This is a genomic window from Arthrobacter pascens (genome assembly GCF_030815585.1).
Lineage (GTDB): Bacteria > Actinomycetota > Actinomycetes > Actinomycetales > Micrococcaceae > Arthrobacter > Arthrobacter pascens_A.
Genome location: NZ_JAUSWY010000001.1, coordinates 1123006 through 1138764, shown reverse-complemented (window position 1 = coordinate 1138764; position 15759 = coordinate 1123006). Strand labels below are relative to the sequence as shown.

The 15759-nt window shown below is 65.2% G+C and carries 11 protein-coding genes; 5 read left to right on the top strand and 6 right to left on the bottom strand.

Features of this window, described 5'->3' with window-relative positions; all coding sequences use genetic code 11:
* Nucleotides 1–75 precede the first annotated feature (75 nt).
* Complete coding sequence (locus QFZ30_RS05385; protein WP_307074183.1) at nt 76–1368, top strand: macrolide 2'-phosphotransferase; 1293 nt, start codon at nt 76–78, stop codon at nt 1366–1368.
* Here the strand turns inward: QFZ30_RS05385 and QFZ30_RS05380 are convergent.
* From QFZ30_RS05380 to QFZ30_RS05370, 3 genes are all read right to left on the bottom strand, one after another.
* Complete coding sequence (locus tag QFZ30_RS05380; RefSeq protein ID WP_307074181.1) at nt 1355–4858, bottom strand: ATP-dependent helicase; 3504 nt, start codon at nt 4856–4858, stop codon at nt 1355–1357. The genes QFZ30_RS05385 and QFZ30_RS05380 overlap by 14 nt on opposite strands.
* Nucleotides 4855–8091: an ATP-dependent helicase gene (locus QFZ30_RS05375; protein ID WP_307080060.1), complete on the bottom strand. Its 3237-nt coding sequence runs from the start codon at nt 8089–8091 to the stop codon at nt 4855–4857. Before QFZ30_RS05375 ends, QFZ30_RS05380 begins: the two co-directional genes overlap by 4 nt.
* A 143-nt stretch (nt 8092–8234) precedes the next feature.
* On the bottom strand, nt 8235–8651 hold the full coding sequence (locus tag QFZ30_RS05370) for an MGMT family protein (protein ID WP_307074179.1): 417 nt from the start codon (nt 8649–8651) through the stop codon (nt 8235–8237).
* Nucleotides 8652–8714: 63 nt separating this feature from the next.
* Here QFZ30_RS05370 and QFZ30_RS05365 point away from each other — a divergent pair, with 63 nt between their 5' ends.
* The 4 genes from QFZ30_RS05365 (at nt 8715) to QFZ30_RS05350 (ending at nt 12185) form a co-directional block, all read left to right on the top strand.
* Complete coding sequence (locus QFZ30_RS05365) at nt 8715–9425, top strand: 3'-5' exonuclease (protein ID WP_307074177.1); 711 nt, start codon at nt 8715–8717, stop codon at nt 9423–9425.
* Between the two features lie 308 nt (nt 9426–9733).
* Nucleotides 9734–10669 (top strand): substrate-binding periplasmic protein, encoded by a 936-nt coding sequence (locus QFZ30_RS05360; RefSeq protein WP_307074175.1) that lies wholly within the window; start codon nt 9734–9736, stop codon nt 10667–10669.
* Nucleotides 10670–10686: 17 nt separating this feature from the next.
* A complete protein-coding gene (locus QFZ30_RS05355; protein WP_307074173.1) occupies nt 10687–11451 on the top strand; it encodes an amino acid ABC transporter permease in 765 nt (254 codons plus the stop codon).
* Nucleotides 11448–12185: an amino acid ABC transporter ATP-binding protein gene (locus QFZ30_RS05350; protein WP_307074171.1), complete on the top strand. Its 738-nt coding sequence runs from the start codon at nt 11448–11450 to the stop codon at nt 12183–12185. Before QFZ30_RS05355 ends, QFZ30_RS05350 begins: the two co-directional genes overlap by 4 nt.
* A 113-nt stretch (nt 12186–12298) precedes the next feature.
* Here QFZ30_RS05350 and hemL read toward each other — a convergent pair whose 3' ends face one another.
* Genes hemL through hemB form a run of 3 tightly spaced genes read right to left on the bottom strand, consistent with a single transcriptional unit; the run spans nt 12299 to nt 15758 of the window.
* Entirely contained in the window at nt 12299–13630 is a 1332-nt protein-coding gene (hemL, locus tag QFZ30_RS05345) for a glutamate-1-semialdehyde 2,1-aminomutase (RefSeq protein ID WP_307074169.1), read from the bottom strand.
* Between the two features lie 23 nt (nt 13631–13653).
* Nucleotides 13654–14778 carry an LLM class flavin-dependent oxidoreductase gene (locus QFZ30_RS05340; RefSeq protein WP_307074167.1) on the bottom strand — a complete coding sequence of 375 codons (1125 nt, stop codon included), beginning with the start codon at nt 14776–14778 and terminating at the stop codon, nt 13654–13656.
* Complete coding sequence (gene hemB, locus QFZ30_RS05335) at nt 14778–15758, bottom strand: porphobilinogen synthase (RefSeq protein WP_307074165.1); 981 nt, start codon at nt 15756–15758, stop codon at nt 14778–14780. The genes QFZ30_RS05340 and hemB overlap by 1 nt, the downstream gene beginning before the upstream one ends.
* Nucleotide 15759: the final 1 nt, after the last annotated feature.

Sequence of the window (15759 nt, the reverse complement as noted above, 5' to 3'; positions counted from 1 at the left end):
CGAGATTTGAAGCCTATCTGGAGACTCGCCGCCGCACATCGTTGTCTTGGACGCCACTCAATCTACCGTGGAACGGTGAGAAGAAAACCGATCGAACTGGCAGCCGTGGCAACTGCGGCAGTCCCCGGGCTGACCCCGACCGCCGTTAGCGCTGCGCCGGACGATCCCGCGGATTTCGACTCCGCGCTGCTCCTTGATTCGGAAGGCAAACGCTGGCGCGTCCGTTCGCCGCAGCATGCGGAAGCCAGCGCCAGGCTTGAAACGGAATTTCTTGTGCTCCGTGCCTTTGCGCCGGCGATCCGGGCCGAATTGCCGTTCCTGATGCCCACCGTGGCCGGCAGTGTCCGGCTGGGCAGCCTCAGTACGTTCGTCTACTCCCATCTGGCCGGGAGTACCAGGAGCGTGGAGGAACTCACAGCGGGTCCGGACGCCCTTGCCCGGGAAATAGGCGTGGCCCTGGCCGCGATCCATGATCTGCCCCATGCGCTGGTCAGCAACGCGGATCTCCCCAGCTACACCCCCAACGAATTCCGGCAGCGCAGACTGAACGAGCTGGATCAGGCTGCCACAACCGGCAAGATCCCTCCCTCGCTCCTGCTTCGCTGGGAACATGCCCTGGAAGACGTGTCCCTGTGGCGGTTCAACCCCTGCGTGGTTCACGGAGACCTCCATGAGGACAACCTGCTGGTGGACGGCGGGCGCGTCACAGCCGTGACTGGCTGGACGGACCTGAGAATCGGCGACCCTGCCGATGATTTCGCCTGGCTGGTTGCCTCCAACGAGCAGGATTTCGTTGACACCGTACTCAGCAGCTACACCAGCAGCCGCAGGGACGTGCCGGATAAGCATCTGCTCCGGCGTGCCGCACTTTCCGCCGAGTTTGCCTTGGCACAATTCCTGGTCAAGGGTGTCGCGGCCGCTGACGCCGACATGATTTCCGAGGCCGAGAGCATGCTCGAAACGCTCGCCAGCGACATCGCGGAGCACGGCGGGCAGTCCATTAGCGTGGAACCGTTACCGGCTGCGGCCGAACCGGGCCCCGCGCAAGCATCGGGTGCGGAACAGGCGGGTGCGGACCAGGCAGGTACGGAACCGTCAAGTGCACCCGCCCGGGACACAGGCAGCGTAAGCCCAGTGTCCGTCCAGACCCCGGCGGTAACAGTGGTGCCCGTGCCTGCGGAGGTGCCAATGCCTGCCTCTGCGGTGCCTGCCGTCCACGTGACGCCGATTCCGGCGGAAGAACAGGCCGCAGCGGCGGAAGATCAGGCTCAGGAAGGTTCTGCTCCGGCGGAAGCTCCCAAAGGATCTCTGACGCCCGACGACACGTCCACCGCGGCCATCACCATCATCGACGTCAAGAAGGACTGACGCTCAGGGCTGATGTCACAATCTGCTCCAGCTCCGTGGCGGATCCGAGGTCGTGCGGACGCACCACCTGGTTGTCCGCCACGTAGAAGAATGCGGCCCTGACCTCCTCCAATGCAACGCCTTTCAGCCGGGCCCAAGCCAGCCGGTACACGGCCAGCTGCACAGACTTGGCCTTAAGCTGTGCGGCCGAGGGCCGGTGGCCGGTTTTCCAGTCGACCAGGTCCCAGCGGCCGTCCGCGTCACGGAATACGGCATCGATGCGGCCGCGGACCACCACCTCGCCCACCCGGGTCTCCACGGGAACCTCCACGAAGGCGGGCGAACGGTTGGCCCACTCGGACGCCCGAAAGGTACCCACCATGGCGTCGAGGTCGTAGGCAGCGTCGATGTGATCGTCCGAGCCGGGAGCTTCGCCGAGATCCAGCATCCCGGCGGCGCCGAAGTATTCCTCCACCCAGGCATGGAAAGCGGTGCCCTTACGCGCCGACATGCCCGGTTCGCGCGGAACCGGCCTCCGGAGACGCCCCAGCACGCCCGACGGGTCCTCGCCGAGGTCCACCAGGGTGGATGCAGAAATATGCCCGGGAAGGTGCACATCCTGGCCGCCGGCCCGTCGGAAGCGCCGTTCCAGCAACAGCTCCGCTTCAGTGGCCCACCCTTCCGCGTTGCCCCTTAGCCCCCGCCCGCCCGCGCCACGGTTGGCTGCCGGGGGTTCCTGCTTGTTCGATCCGCCCTCCGGGTGGTCATCTTCTGCCAGGGCCGCCAGCACCCGCGCAGCGGCAGTTTCCATGGCCGCACGCCGGCCAGGAACAAGCCGAAGCCTTTCGCCGGTCCGGGGATCCACCGGACCTTCGAGTGGGTCGTATGGCCATACTGCCACCTCTGTTTCCAGGGTCAATGGACTCTGCTCCGGTAGGGAAAGCTCATCCACGGAGGCTGGATGAACCACGGCAGGGCTGATTTCCGTACCCTCCCCCGCCTCGGTGACGAGCGGTTCCAGCTCGGCGAGGAAGGGCGACATCTCGGCCCGGCCCGCCCTGGAACCCACCCAGGCGGCACTCGAGACCCAGAGGATGTGCTTGGCACGGGTGAAGGCCACATACGCCAGGCGTCGTTCCTCGGCCTCAACATGGCCCTGAACAGCTGACTTGAAGTCCTTCTCTGCGTCCAGCCAGCCCTTCTGATCCGGCTGGTCAATGTCCCACTGGGGCAGGTCCGCACGGTCCCCGCGCAACGGCCAGGGCAGGGCCGCGGATCCGCTGCTCCACCGGGAATCCCGGTTGCTGGGAAAGGCGCCGTCGTTGAGGCCCGGCACAAAAACCACGTCCCATTCCAGCCCCTTTGAGGCGTGGACGGTCAAGAGCTGCACGGCTTCACGGTTCACCTCGGCCGCCGGCGCGTCCAGGCCGTTCTCTTCCGCCGCCGCGGCCTCCAGCCATGCGAGGAATGCCAGGACGTCCACGCGCTGGGATGTCCGCAGGAAGCCGGCAGCCGCATCCTGGAACGCGTCCAGGTTCCGGCGGGCCTGGTGGATGCTGGTGCCCGGGCGGGCCGCCACTTCGACATCCAGCAACATGGCCCGTTCCACTTCGCCGAGGAGGGTGGTCAGGTCATCCCCGAGGTAACCGCGCAGCTGCCGCAGCTCCAGGGAAAGCCGCGTGAGCCGGTGCCGGGCTTCCCCACTCAGCGCCCGTCCGTGTGAGGATGTCCAGCCGTCGCGGGGCAGCCAGTCCAGGGCTTCCACCAGGCTGGCGCCATCAGTCAGGTCACTTTCGATCACCGGATCTTCGCGGACCCCGGTTGTGCCTGTGTCGGCCGGACTTCCGTCAACAGTTTTCCCCCGCCTGCGGGCAAGCTGGCTGGACCAGTCGCGGAAGGCCATCAGGTCCGCAGTACCGATCCGCCAGCGAGCGCCGGCAAGGAGTCGCATCAACGAGTCCGAACGTCCAGGGTCAGCGAGCACCCGAAGCGTGGCGACCAGGTCAACGATCTCCGGGGTATCGAGTAGGCCCCCCAGGCCAACGATCTCGGACGCGATTCCCCGGTCCTCGAACTCGCGGCGAATGGTCTCCATCTGGGCGCGGCGCCGGCACAGGACGGCGAGCGCTGGAAGCACGGGCGTGCCGTCTGCCTTGTGCTCAAAGTCAGTGACACGGTATTTCAGCACATCCTCGGCCAAGGCGGCGGCTTCCTCTACTTCCGTCCCGAAGCGGCCGAGCACCACCCGTCCGTCCGCCGCGAAAGGGCTGGGCTGGAGCGGCGGCACGTTCGCCGCCGCGGGTGTACCCGCAGCTGCACCGGCCGGCTCCCTTTCCTTCGCCGCCCTGCCCAGAGCCTCAGACATGACGTTGGCCGCCGAGAGGATGGAACGCCCGTTACGCCACGCCGTCGTCAGATACGACGTCGGAGCAGGAGAAAATTTCCCCTGCCCGTCCGTGTCTCCGAGGCGGACGGGAAATTCGCGGACAAAGTGAAACAGCTGGCCAGCGGAAGCGCCACGAAAGCCGTAGATGGACTGGTTGGGGTCGCCGACCGCCGTGACTGCATGTCCGCCGCCGAAGAGCCTCGAAAACAGAACGAGCTGGGCGTAGGACGTGTCCTGGAACTCGTCGAGGAGAACGACCTTATAACGCTGCCGTTCCATGTCCCCAGCGAGCGGAACCTCCCTGGCCACCCGGGCAGCCAGGGCCACAAGGTCACCGAAATCAAGAGCTCCCTTTGCACGCTTGGCGGCGGAATACCGTCCCACCATGTCAGCGACGCTCGCCCTGGTCCGCAACATGGCTGCCAGTTCGGAGGCGGCCTGGGGAGCATTCTTTTTGGCCCCGGCCATGTACGGCAGCCTCTCAAATTCCGCGAGCCTCGCCATCAGCCAGGCCTCGACGTCGGCCGGCTCCTGCAGGTGCTCTGCACATTCCCCCGCAAGCTGGATGACCGCCTTCACCAGCGTGGACTTTGCCGCACTGAAGTGGCGATACTCGCCGTCGAACGCCTCAACAACTTCGGTGGCAAGCTGCCAGGCCTGGGCTCCACCCATCAGCACCACATCACGTTCCACCCCGAGCCGGAGCCCGTAGTCCGACACGATGCCGCTGGCAAACGAGTGATACGTGGACACCTTCGGCTCAAGCGCGTCTGTGCTGAGCAGTCCTTCCGGGAACACAGCGTGCCGGGTGTCCTGGGCCGCGATGCGCTGCAGTGCTGCCAGTTTGGCGCGGATCCGAGTGGCCAGCTCACCGGCAGCCTTCCTGGTGAATGTGACGCCGAGGACTTCCTCCGGCCTGACCCACCCGTTGGCGACAAGCCAGACCACACGGTCGGCCATGGTGGCAGTCTTGCCCGACCCGGCGCCCGCGATCACGAGTCTGGGCGCCAGCGGTGAGGAAATGATGGCGGACTGTTCCGGGGTTGGCGTGTTCTTCTCACCGAGCATCACGGACAGCTGCTCCGGGCTGAAACGTGGCGGGTGAACCTGTTGCCGCGAGCTCATTCCGTCACCTGCTTTCCACGCACACACAACGGACAGATCTCGGGAAGCCGGCAGCCGTGGCCTCCGTGGCCGCCCTTGGAAGGATCGTGCCGCGCCTCGAAGCTGCTGCCCGACATCACGCCCGCAGCCCCGGTGACCATCTCCAGCGCCCAGTTCTCCCGGGGATCGAGTGGTTCTTGCTGCTGCACACCGGGGTTCTTTGTGCCCGTACCCAACTGCGCCAGTACGGCGCCGCCCGGCCGTGCCGTGAGGGGCATGCCAGGGGCATCCTCGAATCCGCCGGCAAGGACTGCCGCCTGATAGGCACCAAGCTGGGGGTGCCGGGACAGATCGGCCTTGCCCGGCTGGCGTTTGCCGGTCTTGAGATCCACAATGACCAGCCTGCCCTCCGCGTCAATCTCAAGCCGGTCCACCTGTCCGCGGAGCACGGCGGAACGGGACGGAGCGCCCATGCCTGTTTCCCTGCCGGCGTCAGCGACTCCTGTGCCATCACCGCGCGCGTCCTCAGTCAGGTCCGGGAGCCGGACCTCAAAGTCCTGTTCAACCCCTAGCAGGCTCCTGCCCTCGCTCCTCATGACAAGGACGTACTGGGCGAGCTTGCGCACCATGGCCTCGGCCCGCTGGAAATCGAGCTTGCCTTCCCAGTTGTCCTTCATTCCCAACGCAGGCCACCGGCGGGCGAGCTCGGCCACATACTCGGCGCCGGAGGCTTCCGGAAGGTCCTGCGCGATGGCATGGACGAGGGTGCCGAGGCTGCGGGCGAAGTCGGTGGCTGCTTCGCCACCGGCGGCCTGCACAAACCAGTCGAGGGGTGATTTCTGCACGGATTCCACTTTGGATGGTGATACATAAACTGTTCCGTCCGGCGGCACCACAGCCTCCGTGGTTGTCAATGGAGCCAGGCCCCACCAGCTGTCAGGGTGGGCACCGGGAACGGGGGGTGCAGCGGCAGCAAGTTTGGCGAGCACCCTGGTGGCCTCGGCTGCCTCAGGGGCGTACTTTCCGTCCAGTTGGGCATACTGCCGGAGCTCCGCCACCAGGGCGCGGAGTGTCATGGGCCGCTCCACGGGCGTAAATCCCCGGACTTCCTGAGCGGGGTCCAGCGGGGCCACGTAGTCGAGGAAAGAGGACGGCTGGTCGTCCTCGGAGGAGACTGCCGTGCAGATCAGCAGTTCGCGGGCCCTGGACACGGCAGTGGAGAAACTCCGAAGTTCGTCATAGCGGATGTCCCGCAACCGGCTCAGGGGGTCCAGTTGGAGGGCATAGGCAACACTGTGCTCCACTGCGTCGGCATAAAGGGTGCTGCCCAGCAGTTCGCCGCGGAGCCGGGTGTTGGGCCATACGCCCTCCTGCAGTCCCGCCACGATCACTACCGGCCACTCCCGTCCGGCGGCGCTGGCCGGCGTCATCAGTTCGACGGCGTCGTCCACCTGTGCCCGTGCTGCCAGCGTGTCCATTGGCAGTTCTTGATTCAGGAGGTACTCGAGGAACTGTTCCGGTCCGGCACCCGGCATCTGGTCCACATATCGTTCAGCGGTGTGGAAGAGTGCCATCATGGCATCAAGGTCCCGGTCAGCTCGGGCGCCGTGGGTGCCACCGGACAAGGCGGCTTCGGTCCAGGCGTTTGCCAGGCCGGTGGAGTGCCACAGGGCCCAGAGCACGGTTTCGGCGTTGGCTCCGGGTTCAGTGGCGGCGATCCGGCCAGCTTGAATCATGCGGGCTGTTCGCCGGGCTGCCCGGCCCTCCATGCCGAGGGTCCCCAAGGCACCGGGTTCCAGAATTGCTTCAACAAGCAGTGCGTCGCTGGTCCGTCCGCCGCCGCCCAACAATTCCTCGCGCCTGAGGGACTGCCTGAGCCTACGCAGTTCAAGCGATGTGGCGCCGCCGATCCGGGAGGTGAGCAGGGAAACGGTGGCCTCGGGTGTCAGGAGGGTGGGGTCCAGGACGATCGCATACGCGTCCAGGAGGGGCCGGACTGCCACTTCATCGCGCACAGCGGATTCAGCCACCGGTACCCGCACCGGAATTCCTTGGCCCGCCAGGTAACGCTGGAGCTCGCTGAGCTGCCCGCCGTTGCGTACGATCACGGCGATTTCGCCGAGATCGCGGCGGTGGTTGATGTGCTGGTCCAGGATGCGCTGGGCAACGTAGCGCAACTCATGGACCGCCGACGGTACAAGGTGGGCCTCCACCGCCCCGGGGGGCCTCTCTTTATCTGCTGCTTGCGCGGGCTCTGGCTGCTCCAGCCGCCGGGCCAGCTGACCGCCGGCCCGCTGCGAGATCCGGCCAGCGACTCCAAGCCACGCCGTGGCAATCGCCGGTGCATGCCGATGGGTCCGCCACAATGGCCGTTCAATCACGCCGGCCCCCGCGGACAGCAGCCGCGGAAGCTCCGCCACAAGATCGGGCCGGGCCCCGCGAAAACCCTGCACCACCGTGTCCGGGGAGGATGCAACGTAGCAGTCCTTCCCCGCGGCGATGTCAGCGAGGAGTTCAAACACCGCAGGGTTTGCTTCCTGGACATCGTCCACCAGGACCAGTTGGAGGCGGTCCCGCTCCTCGGCCAGGAAGTCGGGCGCGTCCTGGAAAATCTGCCGGGCAGCTGTGATGATGCCCGCGGGGTCGAATGCCTCCGGCATACGCAGGTCAAGAACGTCCCTGTACTCGGCATACAGGGCGGCCGCAGCAATCCAGTCCGGCCTGCCGCACTGGCGGCCGAGCTCCTCAAGATCGTCTGCCGTCCGGCCTGATTCAATAATGCGGTCAAACAGCTGCCGCACTTCCTGGCGGAAGCCCCGTGTTTCCAGGGCGGCTTCCAGGTCCCGGGGCCAGGGAAGCTCCAGTCCCGGCATCCTGTGGCCGTCCAGCAGTTCCTTGATGATCAGGTCCTGCTCCGGACCCGACAGGAGGCGGGGTGGGCGGGGCAGCGGAAGAATTCCTTCCGCCTTGGCACGACGGATCAGGTCAAATGCATACGACGCCCAGGTGCGTGCGGGTGTAGTGCTGAGGCTTCTGTCCAGCCTTGCCGTAAACCGGTCCCGGAGCGAGTCCGCGGCCAACCGGCCGGGGGCCAGGATCAGGATCCGTTCAGGATCCACGCCATCGTGGAGTGCCCGGCGGACCGCCGCTTCGATCAGGACGGTCGATTTCCCGGTTCCAGGCGCTCCAGGAACCAGCACGGGTCCGGAACCGTGCGGCACCTCCACGGCGTCCCGTTGGTCGGCTGACAGCATCGGTACGTCAGCGTGGACCTCGCGCGGAGGAAGCAGCCGGAGCCCTGTTCCAGTCCGGGCTTCAGCCGGAGATTCGTTCTCGGATGCAGCAAGCGAGTCTGTGTGGGCGTCATTGAGGGGGTCAGTCTGCGGGAGTGTTACCGTCACACAGACATTCCATCATCAGCCACCGACAATCCGTGCAGCCGCCGCTCCAACAGCTCCACAATCGCATCTATGCGGTCGAAGTCGTCCTCGCCGGGCGCCCATCGGGCCGCTCCCAGGTCCACCCTCCAGCGGCCCTCGCCCGTGCGCAGATATTCGTGGTGGTGGCCCGCAAGCGGCGTCCCCTCCTGCTTGTAGTGGCCGAATGCTTCAGCTTCATGACCTTCCGGCGCGTGGCCGCTGGCCTTGAGGACGCGCCACCAAGGCACGGCACTGCCGTAGTGACTCATCACGTTGCCAACCTGCCGCGGGCCGCCTGATCCCAGGAGCTCAGCGACATCTCCATAGGCCACTGCGGTACCGGGAGGGACCAGCTCCACGACGGCCAGCACCGCCTCGACATACTCAGTCCGCATGGATCCAGAGTAGCCGCAGTGGCGCTGCAGGATACTGTCGGTGCTGGCCGGTAGCGTTGCAGCATGAGCACTTGGAACACTCTCCCCCGCGCAGCCTTCGATCTCGAAACCACAGGACGCAATTCACGCGCCGCACGGATCGTCACAGCGTCGGTGACCGTCGTTGACCACAAGGGCGATGTCATCACGGAACATGAATGGCTGGCCGATCCGGGTGTTGAGATTCCCACCGAAGCCAGCGACGTGCACGGCATCACCACCGAGCAGGCGCGGCGCGATGGCCGACCTGCCCACGAAGTGACAAGGGAGCTCGCCACCGTCCTCCAGGAACTCTTTGATACCGGTGTACCCGTCATTGCCTTCAACGCCAGCTATGACTTCACCGTCCTGGCGGCTGAATCGGCCCGCTACGGCGTGCGCCAGCTGAGCCGGTTTCCTGTCTTGGACCCGTACATCATGAACAAGCAGGTGGACCGGTACCGCAAAGGCAAGCGCACGCTCACCGCACTCTGCGAGGAATACGGCGTCAGTCTGGACGACGCCCACACGTCCGCCGCAGATGCCCTGGCCACGCTGAGGATGCTGGACGCGATGGCCATCAAGTTTCCCAAGCTGAGGATGCCGGCAAGCCAGCTCCACCAGCTCCAAGTGGACTGGGCTGTCAGCCAGGCCGCAGATTTCCAGGGCTACCTCCGCAAGACCAAGCCAGCCGCCGTGATCGAAGGCGATTGGCCGGTCCTCCCACCGGAAGATGCTAGCCGGGGCGACTTTTAGCTGCGAGGTAATTCACACTCCGCTTTGTGCCGTATGCGTCCTCAAGGGAAACGCTTGGGATTCGGCTCCACGCCGTCAAAGGCTGCAGCTCAGACCGTCCACGATCAATGCACAGAACAATATTCGCCATTCCATCATCGCGGCGGACAGTTGTTCATCTAACTGCCCGATTATTCGGAAGTGAGATGATTAAGTTTTGCGGTCACCCCTTGCCCCGGCCTTCCGTACAACGCCGGACAGACGCCAGGCGCCACCGCGCGGCGTTGCGGCCCGGTTGATCTTATGACTCAGACGAAAGTGACTACCTGATGAAAACCAAAGCCATGAAATGGCTGACCAGCGTTCCTGTGGCGATTGCGATGGCTGTCGCCCTGGCCGCCTGCGGAGGAACAGCGGGGCAGCCCAGCGGAGACCCCACCGATGCCCTCGCCGGCAGCGACCAGCAGACCCTGGACAAGTACACCACCGCCGACGTCACACCCCTGGACCAGATCGACAAGAGCAAGCTTGGCCTGAACACCGAGGGCAAGCTTGAGGTCGGCACGCTGTCCGACGCCCCGCCCAACATCTTCATTGACCCCTCAGGCAAATTCACGGGCTATGACAACGAGCTCCTGCGCGCCATCGCCGCCAAGCTTGGCCTTGAGGTTGAATTCGTGGCCACAGACTTCTCCGCCCTGCTGTCCCAGGTCCAGAACAAGCAGTTCGACGTCGGTTCCTCCTCCATCTCCACAACGGACAAGCGCCGCGAGAACGTCGGCTTCACCAACGGTTACGACTTCGGCTTCATGGCAGTCGTGGCCAAGACCGACAGTGACGTCAAGGGCTTTGACAGCCTCGATGACAGCCTCCGCATCGGCGTGGTCCAGGGCACCGTCCAGGACGACTTCGTCACCAACACCCTGAAGCTGGAACCGATCCGCTTCCCTGACTACAACACCGTGTACGCCAACGTACGCAACGGCCAGGTTGATGCCTGGGTTGCTCCGTCGCAGCAGGCAACCGGCCAGGTCAAGGAAGGCGACGGCACCGTCATCGCTGAGTCCGTGGTCAACACCCAGAACTTCACGGCGTACGCGGTCAACAAGGACAACAAGGCCCTGATCGACGCACTCAATTCAGGCCTGGACGCCGTTATTGCTGACGGCACGTGGTCCAAGCTGACCAAGGAGTGGTACCCGGACCGCGAAATGCCGAGCGACTGGAAGCCGGGCAGCAAGGCTGTCACGGTTCCCCAGAGCTGATCTGGGTAACTGAACCTATGGACACACTGGAACAGCTTGCCGACACCTTCTTCAACTGGGGTGCCATGGCCGAGGTCCTGCCGTCGTTGATCATGGTGGGCCTGCCCAACACCATCATGCTGGCGGTGTCCTCGGCCGTGTTGGGGTCGATCCTGGGCCTGGTCCTTGCTCTCATGGCCATCTCCCGCAGCGGCGCCGCCCGTTGGGTTGCACGGATCTATACCGATCTCTTCCGCGGCCTGCCCGCTATCCTGGTGATCCTGGTCATTGGCATCGGCCTCAGTCCGATTGCCCGCGACCTCACGGGGTCCAGGAGTCCGTACCCCCTGGGCATCCTTGCACTGACCCTGATCGCAGCAGCGTACATCGGCGAGATCTTCCGCTCCGGCATCCAGAGTGTGGAGAAGGGCCAGCTGGAAGCCTCGCGGGCGCTGGGGTTCAGTTACGGCAGTTCGATGCAGCTTGTGGTGGTGCCGCAGGGCATCCGCCGGGTGCTGCCGGCCCTGATGAACCAGTTCATCTCCCTGCTGAAGGATTCCTCCCTGGTCTTTATGCTCGGCCTCGCCTCTGGGGAGCGGGAGATCTTCCGGATCGGTAACGATGCGATGGCCAACTCCGGGAATCTCTCCCCGCTGGTGGCCGCCGGAGTGCTCTACCTGATCCTTACTGTCCCGTTAACGCACTTTGTGAACTTCATCGACAACCGGCTGCGCACAGGCAGGCCTGAGAAGAAGGAACCGGACGAGTTGGCGGCACCGATTGGCAAGGGGGCACAGGCATGACGGAATTTACCTCCGGCACCCTGACCGGCAAGAACCTGCACCTCTCCTTCGGGCACAACCATGTTCTCCGCGGCATTGATCTCCACGTCGAGAAGGGCACCACGGCGTCGGTGATCGGTCCCTCCGGCTCCGGAAAATCAACGCTGCTGAGGGTCATGAACCGGCTGATCGAACCAGACCAGGGTGATATTCTCCTGGACGGCCGATCGGTACTTAAGGACAACCCTGACGAGCTGCGCCAGCGCATCGGCATGGTGTTCCAGCAGTTCAACCTCTTCCCGCACAAGACCGTGGTGGAGAACGTCTCACTGGCCCTGCGGAAGCTCCGGAAACTGTCCAAGGAACAGGCTCGTGCCGAAGCCCTTGAACAGCTGGACCTGGTGGGCCTGAAGCACAAGGCTGATGCACGCCCCGCGAATCTCTCCGGCGGCCAGCAGCAGCGCGTGGCGATCGCCCGAGCCCTCGCGATGAGGCCAGAGGTGATGTTCTTCGACGAGGCCACCTCAGCCTTGGACCCTGAGCTTGTCAAGGGTGTTCTGGCACTGATGGCCGACCTCGCCAAGGGCGGCATGACCATGGTCGTGGTGACCCATGAAATGGGTTTCTCCCGCAATGTCTCGGATACCGTGACCTTCATGGATGCCGGTGTTGTGGTGGAATCCGGGCCGCCCGAGCAGGTCTTTTCCGCGCCCGAAACGGACCGCCTGAAGGACTTCCTCTCGGACGTGCTTTAGACGCACCGGCAGTAATCCCCGCCCCCCGGACCTTTCCCCCTCGCATGCGGCGGGGATTTGTCCGGGAGGCGGGGATTTCCAACTTAAGACGTTGTCAACGTCCGACGTCGGAACTAGACGTTCGCGGCGGCCGCAGCCTTCGCCGCAGCCGGCAAGGCCTCAAAGATCCGGTTCATCGCGGCGTCGTCATGGGCTGCAGACAGGAACCACGCCTCGAACACCGACGGCGGCAGGTAGACGCCTGACTCCAGCATGGAATGGAAGAACGGTGCATACCGGAAGGTTTCCTGGCCCTGGGCGTCCGCGTAGTTGTGGACCCCCGTGGCAGAGGTTCCAAAGGCAACGGAGAAGAGGTTCCCTGCAAACTGGATGGAGTGGTCCACTCCCGCGGCATCCAATGCTGAGGACAGCGCGGAGGACAGTTCCAGCGAGCGGGTGTCGATGAACGAGTACACGTCCCGTGTTGCCTGAGTCAGGGTGGCCACGCCTGCCGCCATGGCGACGGGGTTACCGGACAGCGTTCCGGCCTGGTAGACCGGTCCCAGGGGTGCGAGGTAGTCCATCACCTCGGCACGTCCGCCAAGGGCCGCCGTCGGCATTCCGCCGCCGATCACCTTTCCGAAGGTCAGCAGATCCGGCGTCCATGGTTCTGCGGCATCGGCGGCACCGCCGGTGAGGCCCCAATAGCCGGAGTAGCCGGTCCGGAATCCGGTGAGCACTTCGTCAAGGATCAACAGCGCGCCGTGCTCCCGGGTGATGCGTGACAGACCCAGGTTGAACCCTTCTCCGGGAGTCACCACGCCCATGTTGGCAGGGGCGGCTTCGGTGATGACGGCCGCGATGTTGGGTCCGTGCTTGGCGAAGGCGGCCTCGACGGCGGCGAGGTCGTTGTACGGCAGCACCAGGGTTTCTGCGGCCGTGGCTTCGGTGACACCGGCCGATCCCGGCAGGGCAAGGGTTGCCACGCCGGATCCGGCGGCGGCGAGCAGGCCGTCCAGGTGGCCGTGGTAGCACCCGGCGAACTTAATAATCAAGTTGCGGCCGGTGAATCCGCGGGCCAGCCGGACCGCCGTCATGGTGGCCTCGGTGCCGGTGGATACCATGCGAACACGCTCCGCGGCAGGGACACGCTCCTGCACGATTGCCGCCAGGTTGGCCTCATCCGGGGTGGAGGCGCCGAAGGAGAGGCCACGGTCAACGGCGGCATGGACGGCTTCCAGGACGGCCGGGTGCGCGTGTCCCAGCAGTGCCGGCCCCCAGGAGCAGACCAGGTCGACGTACTCCTGCCCGTCCGCATCCGTCAGATACGGACCCTTGGCTGAGACCATGAACCGCGGGGTACCGCCAACGGATCCGAAGGCGCGGACGGGCGAGTTGACCCCTCCGGGCATCAACTGGCGGGCGCGGTCGAAGAGTGCCTCGTTGCGAGGGTTGCTGGAATTCATGGATCCTATTCTTTCAGGTGCTTTCACTGGGCCGGTGACCCTCCGGCCAAAAGGGCGGCCACACGCGGGGCCACTTCGGTGCCGAACAGCTCGATGGAGCGCATCATTGCCGCGTGGGGCAGCGTGCCGTTGCTGTACTTGAGGTCGAATCGATCGACGCCCAGGTTCTTCTTGAGCAGGACGATCTTCGCCGCGACTGTTTCCGGCGAGCCGACGTACAGGGCTCCCTCCGGCGTGCACATCGCGTCGAATTCTCCCCTGCTGGCCGGGCCCCAGCCGCGCTCACGCCCGATCCGGTTCCGCTGTTCCAGCCAGTGCGGAAAGAACTCTTCCCGGGCCTCCTCATCGGTGGCCGCAACGTGGCCCGGGGAATGTGTGGCCATTTGCTGCATGGGATGGCCGTACTTTTCCATAGCCTCGCGGTAGAGGTTGGCAAGCGGCGTGAAGGACCGCGGTTGTCCGCCGATGATGGCGAAGATGATGGGATAGCCGTACTGGGCGCACCGGAGTACGGATTCGGGCGTCCCTCCCACCCCGATCCAGGCCGGCAGCAGGTGGTGTTCCAGCGGCGGATAGACGCTCAGGCCATTAATTGCGGACCGCGTGCGCCCTTCCCAGTGCACGGGTTTCTGCGCGCGGACCTTGTCAAAAAGCGCCAGCTTCTCCTCGAACAGGAGCTCGTAGTCCGCCAAGTCGAGGCCGAACAGAGGGAAGGACTCGATGAAGGATCCACGGCCAAGCATAATCTCCGCCCGGCCGTTGGCCAGGGCGTCCACAGTAGCGAAGCGCTGGAACACCCGGATGGGGTCATCCGAACTGAGCACGGTCACGGCCGAGCCCAACCGGATGTTCTTGGTCCGGGCCGCCGCAGCCGCGAGGAATACTTCCGGCGCCGACACCGCGAAGTCCTTGCGATGGTGCTCCCCCACAGCAAAAGCGTGGAGGCCAACCTCGTCCGCGAGTTCGGCCTGTTCAAGGAGCTGGCGCAGCACCTGGGCGTGCGGGACGGGGTGCCCGTCAGGGAAAACTCCCACGTCGCCGAACGTGTTCAGGCCCAGCAGGATCCGGTCCGGACCGACCGGCGCCGTGGTATTGCGTTCAGAAATCACCGCCGGGCCTGCGGGAGCGGTTTCGGGGTTCTCCGCCATCAGGATTCCTTCAGCCAGCCGGCGAGCTCGGACGCCCAGTAGGTCAGCACCATGTCCGCGCCCGCCCGCCTGATGCCCAACACGGATTCGGTAATGGCTGCACGGCGGTCAATCCAGCCGTTGGCGGCGGCGGCCTCGATCATGGCGTACTCCCCGGAAATCTGGTACGCCGCAACAGGGACCGGGCTCATGGCGGCCACGTCGGCCACGATGTCCAGATAGCTCATGGCGGGTTTGACCATCACGATGTCCGCACCTTCGGCGAGGTCCAGCTCAACTTCCCGGATGGCCTCGCGGCGGTTTCCGGAATCCATCTGGTAGGTCCGCCTGTCCCCCTTGAGCTGCGAATCCACGGCCTCGCGGAACGGGCCGTAGAACGCCGAGGCGTACTTGGCGGCGTACGCCACCACGGACGTGCTGGTGTGTCCGGCCTGGTCCAGCGCCCGGCGGATGGCCGCGACCTGGCCGTCCATCATCCCCGAAGGGCCCAACATGTGGGCTCCGGCGTCGGCCTGCGCCACGGCCATTCTGGCGTAGATCTCCACCGTCCGGTCGTTGTCCACGTACCCTGCGGCATCCAGCACTCCGCAGTGTCCATGGTCTGTGAATTCGTCCAGGCAGACATCACTCATGATCACCAGCTCATCGCCCACTTCGGAGCGGACATCGCGGATTGCCTTATTGAGCACTCCGTCGGGATCCAGGGAGGCACTGCCTTCGGCATCCCTGACGGCCGGTATACCGAAGAGCATGATGCCTCCGACGCCGAGCTCAACGGCCTCTGCAGCGGCCCGCTTGAGGGTGTCTGTGGTGTGCTGCACCACGCCGGGCATGGACGTGATCGGGTTCGGCTGCGTGAGGCCCTCCCTGATGAAGGCAGGCAGAATCAGCTCAGCGGGGGCCAGCCGGGTTTCAGCGGTCAACCTGCGCATCGCCGCGGTGGTGCGGAGGCGGCGCGGGCGTTGGTTGGGAAAACTCATG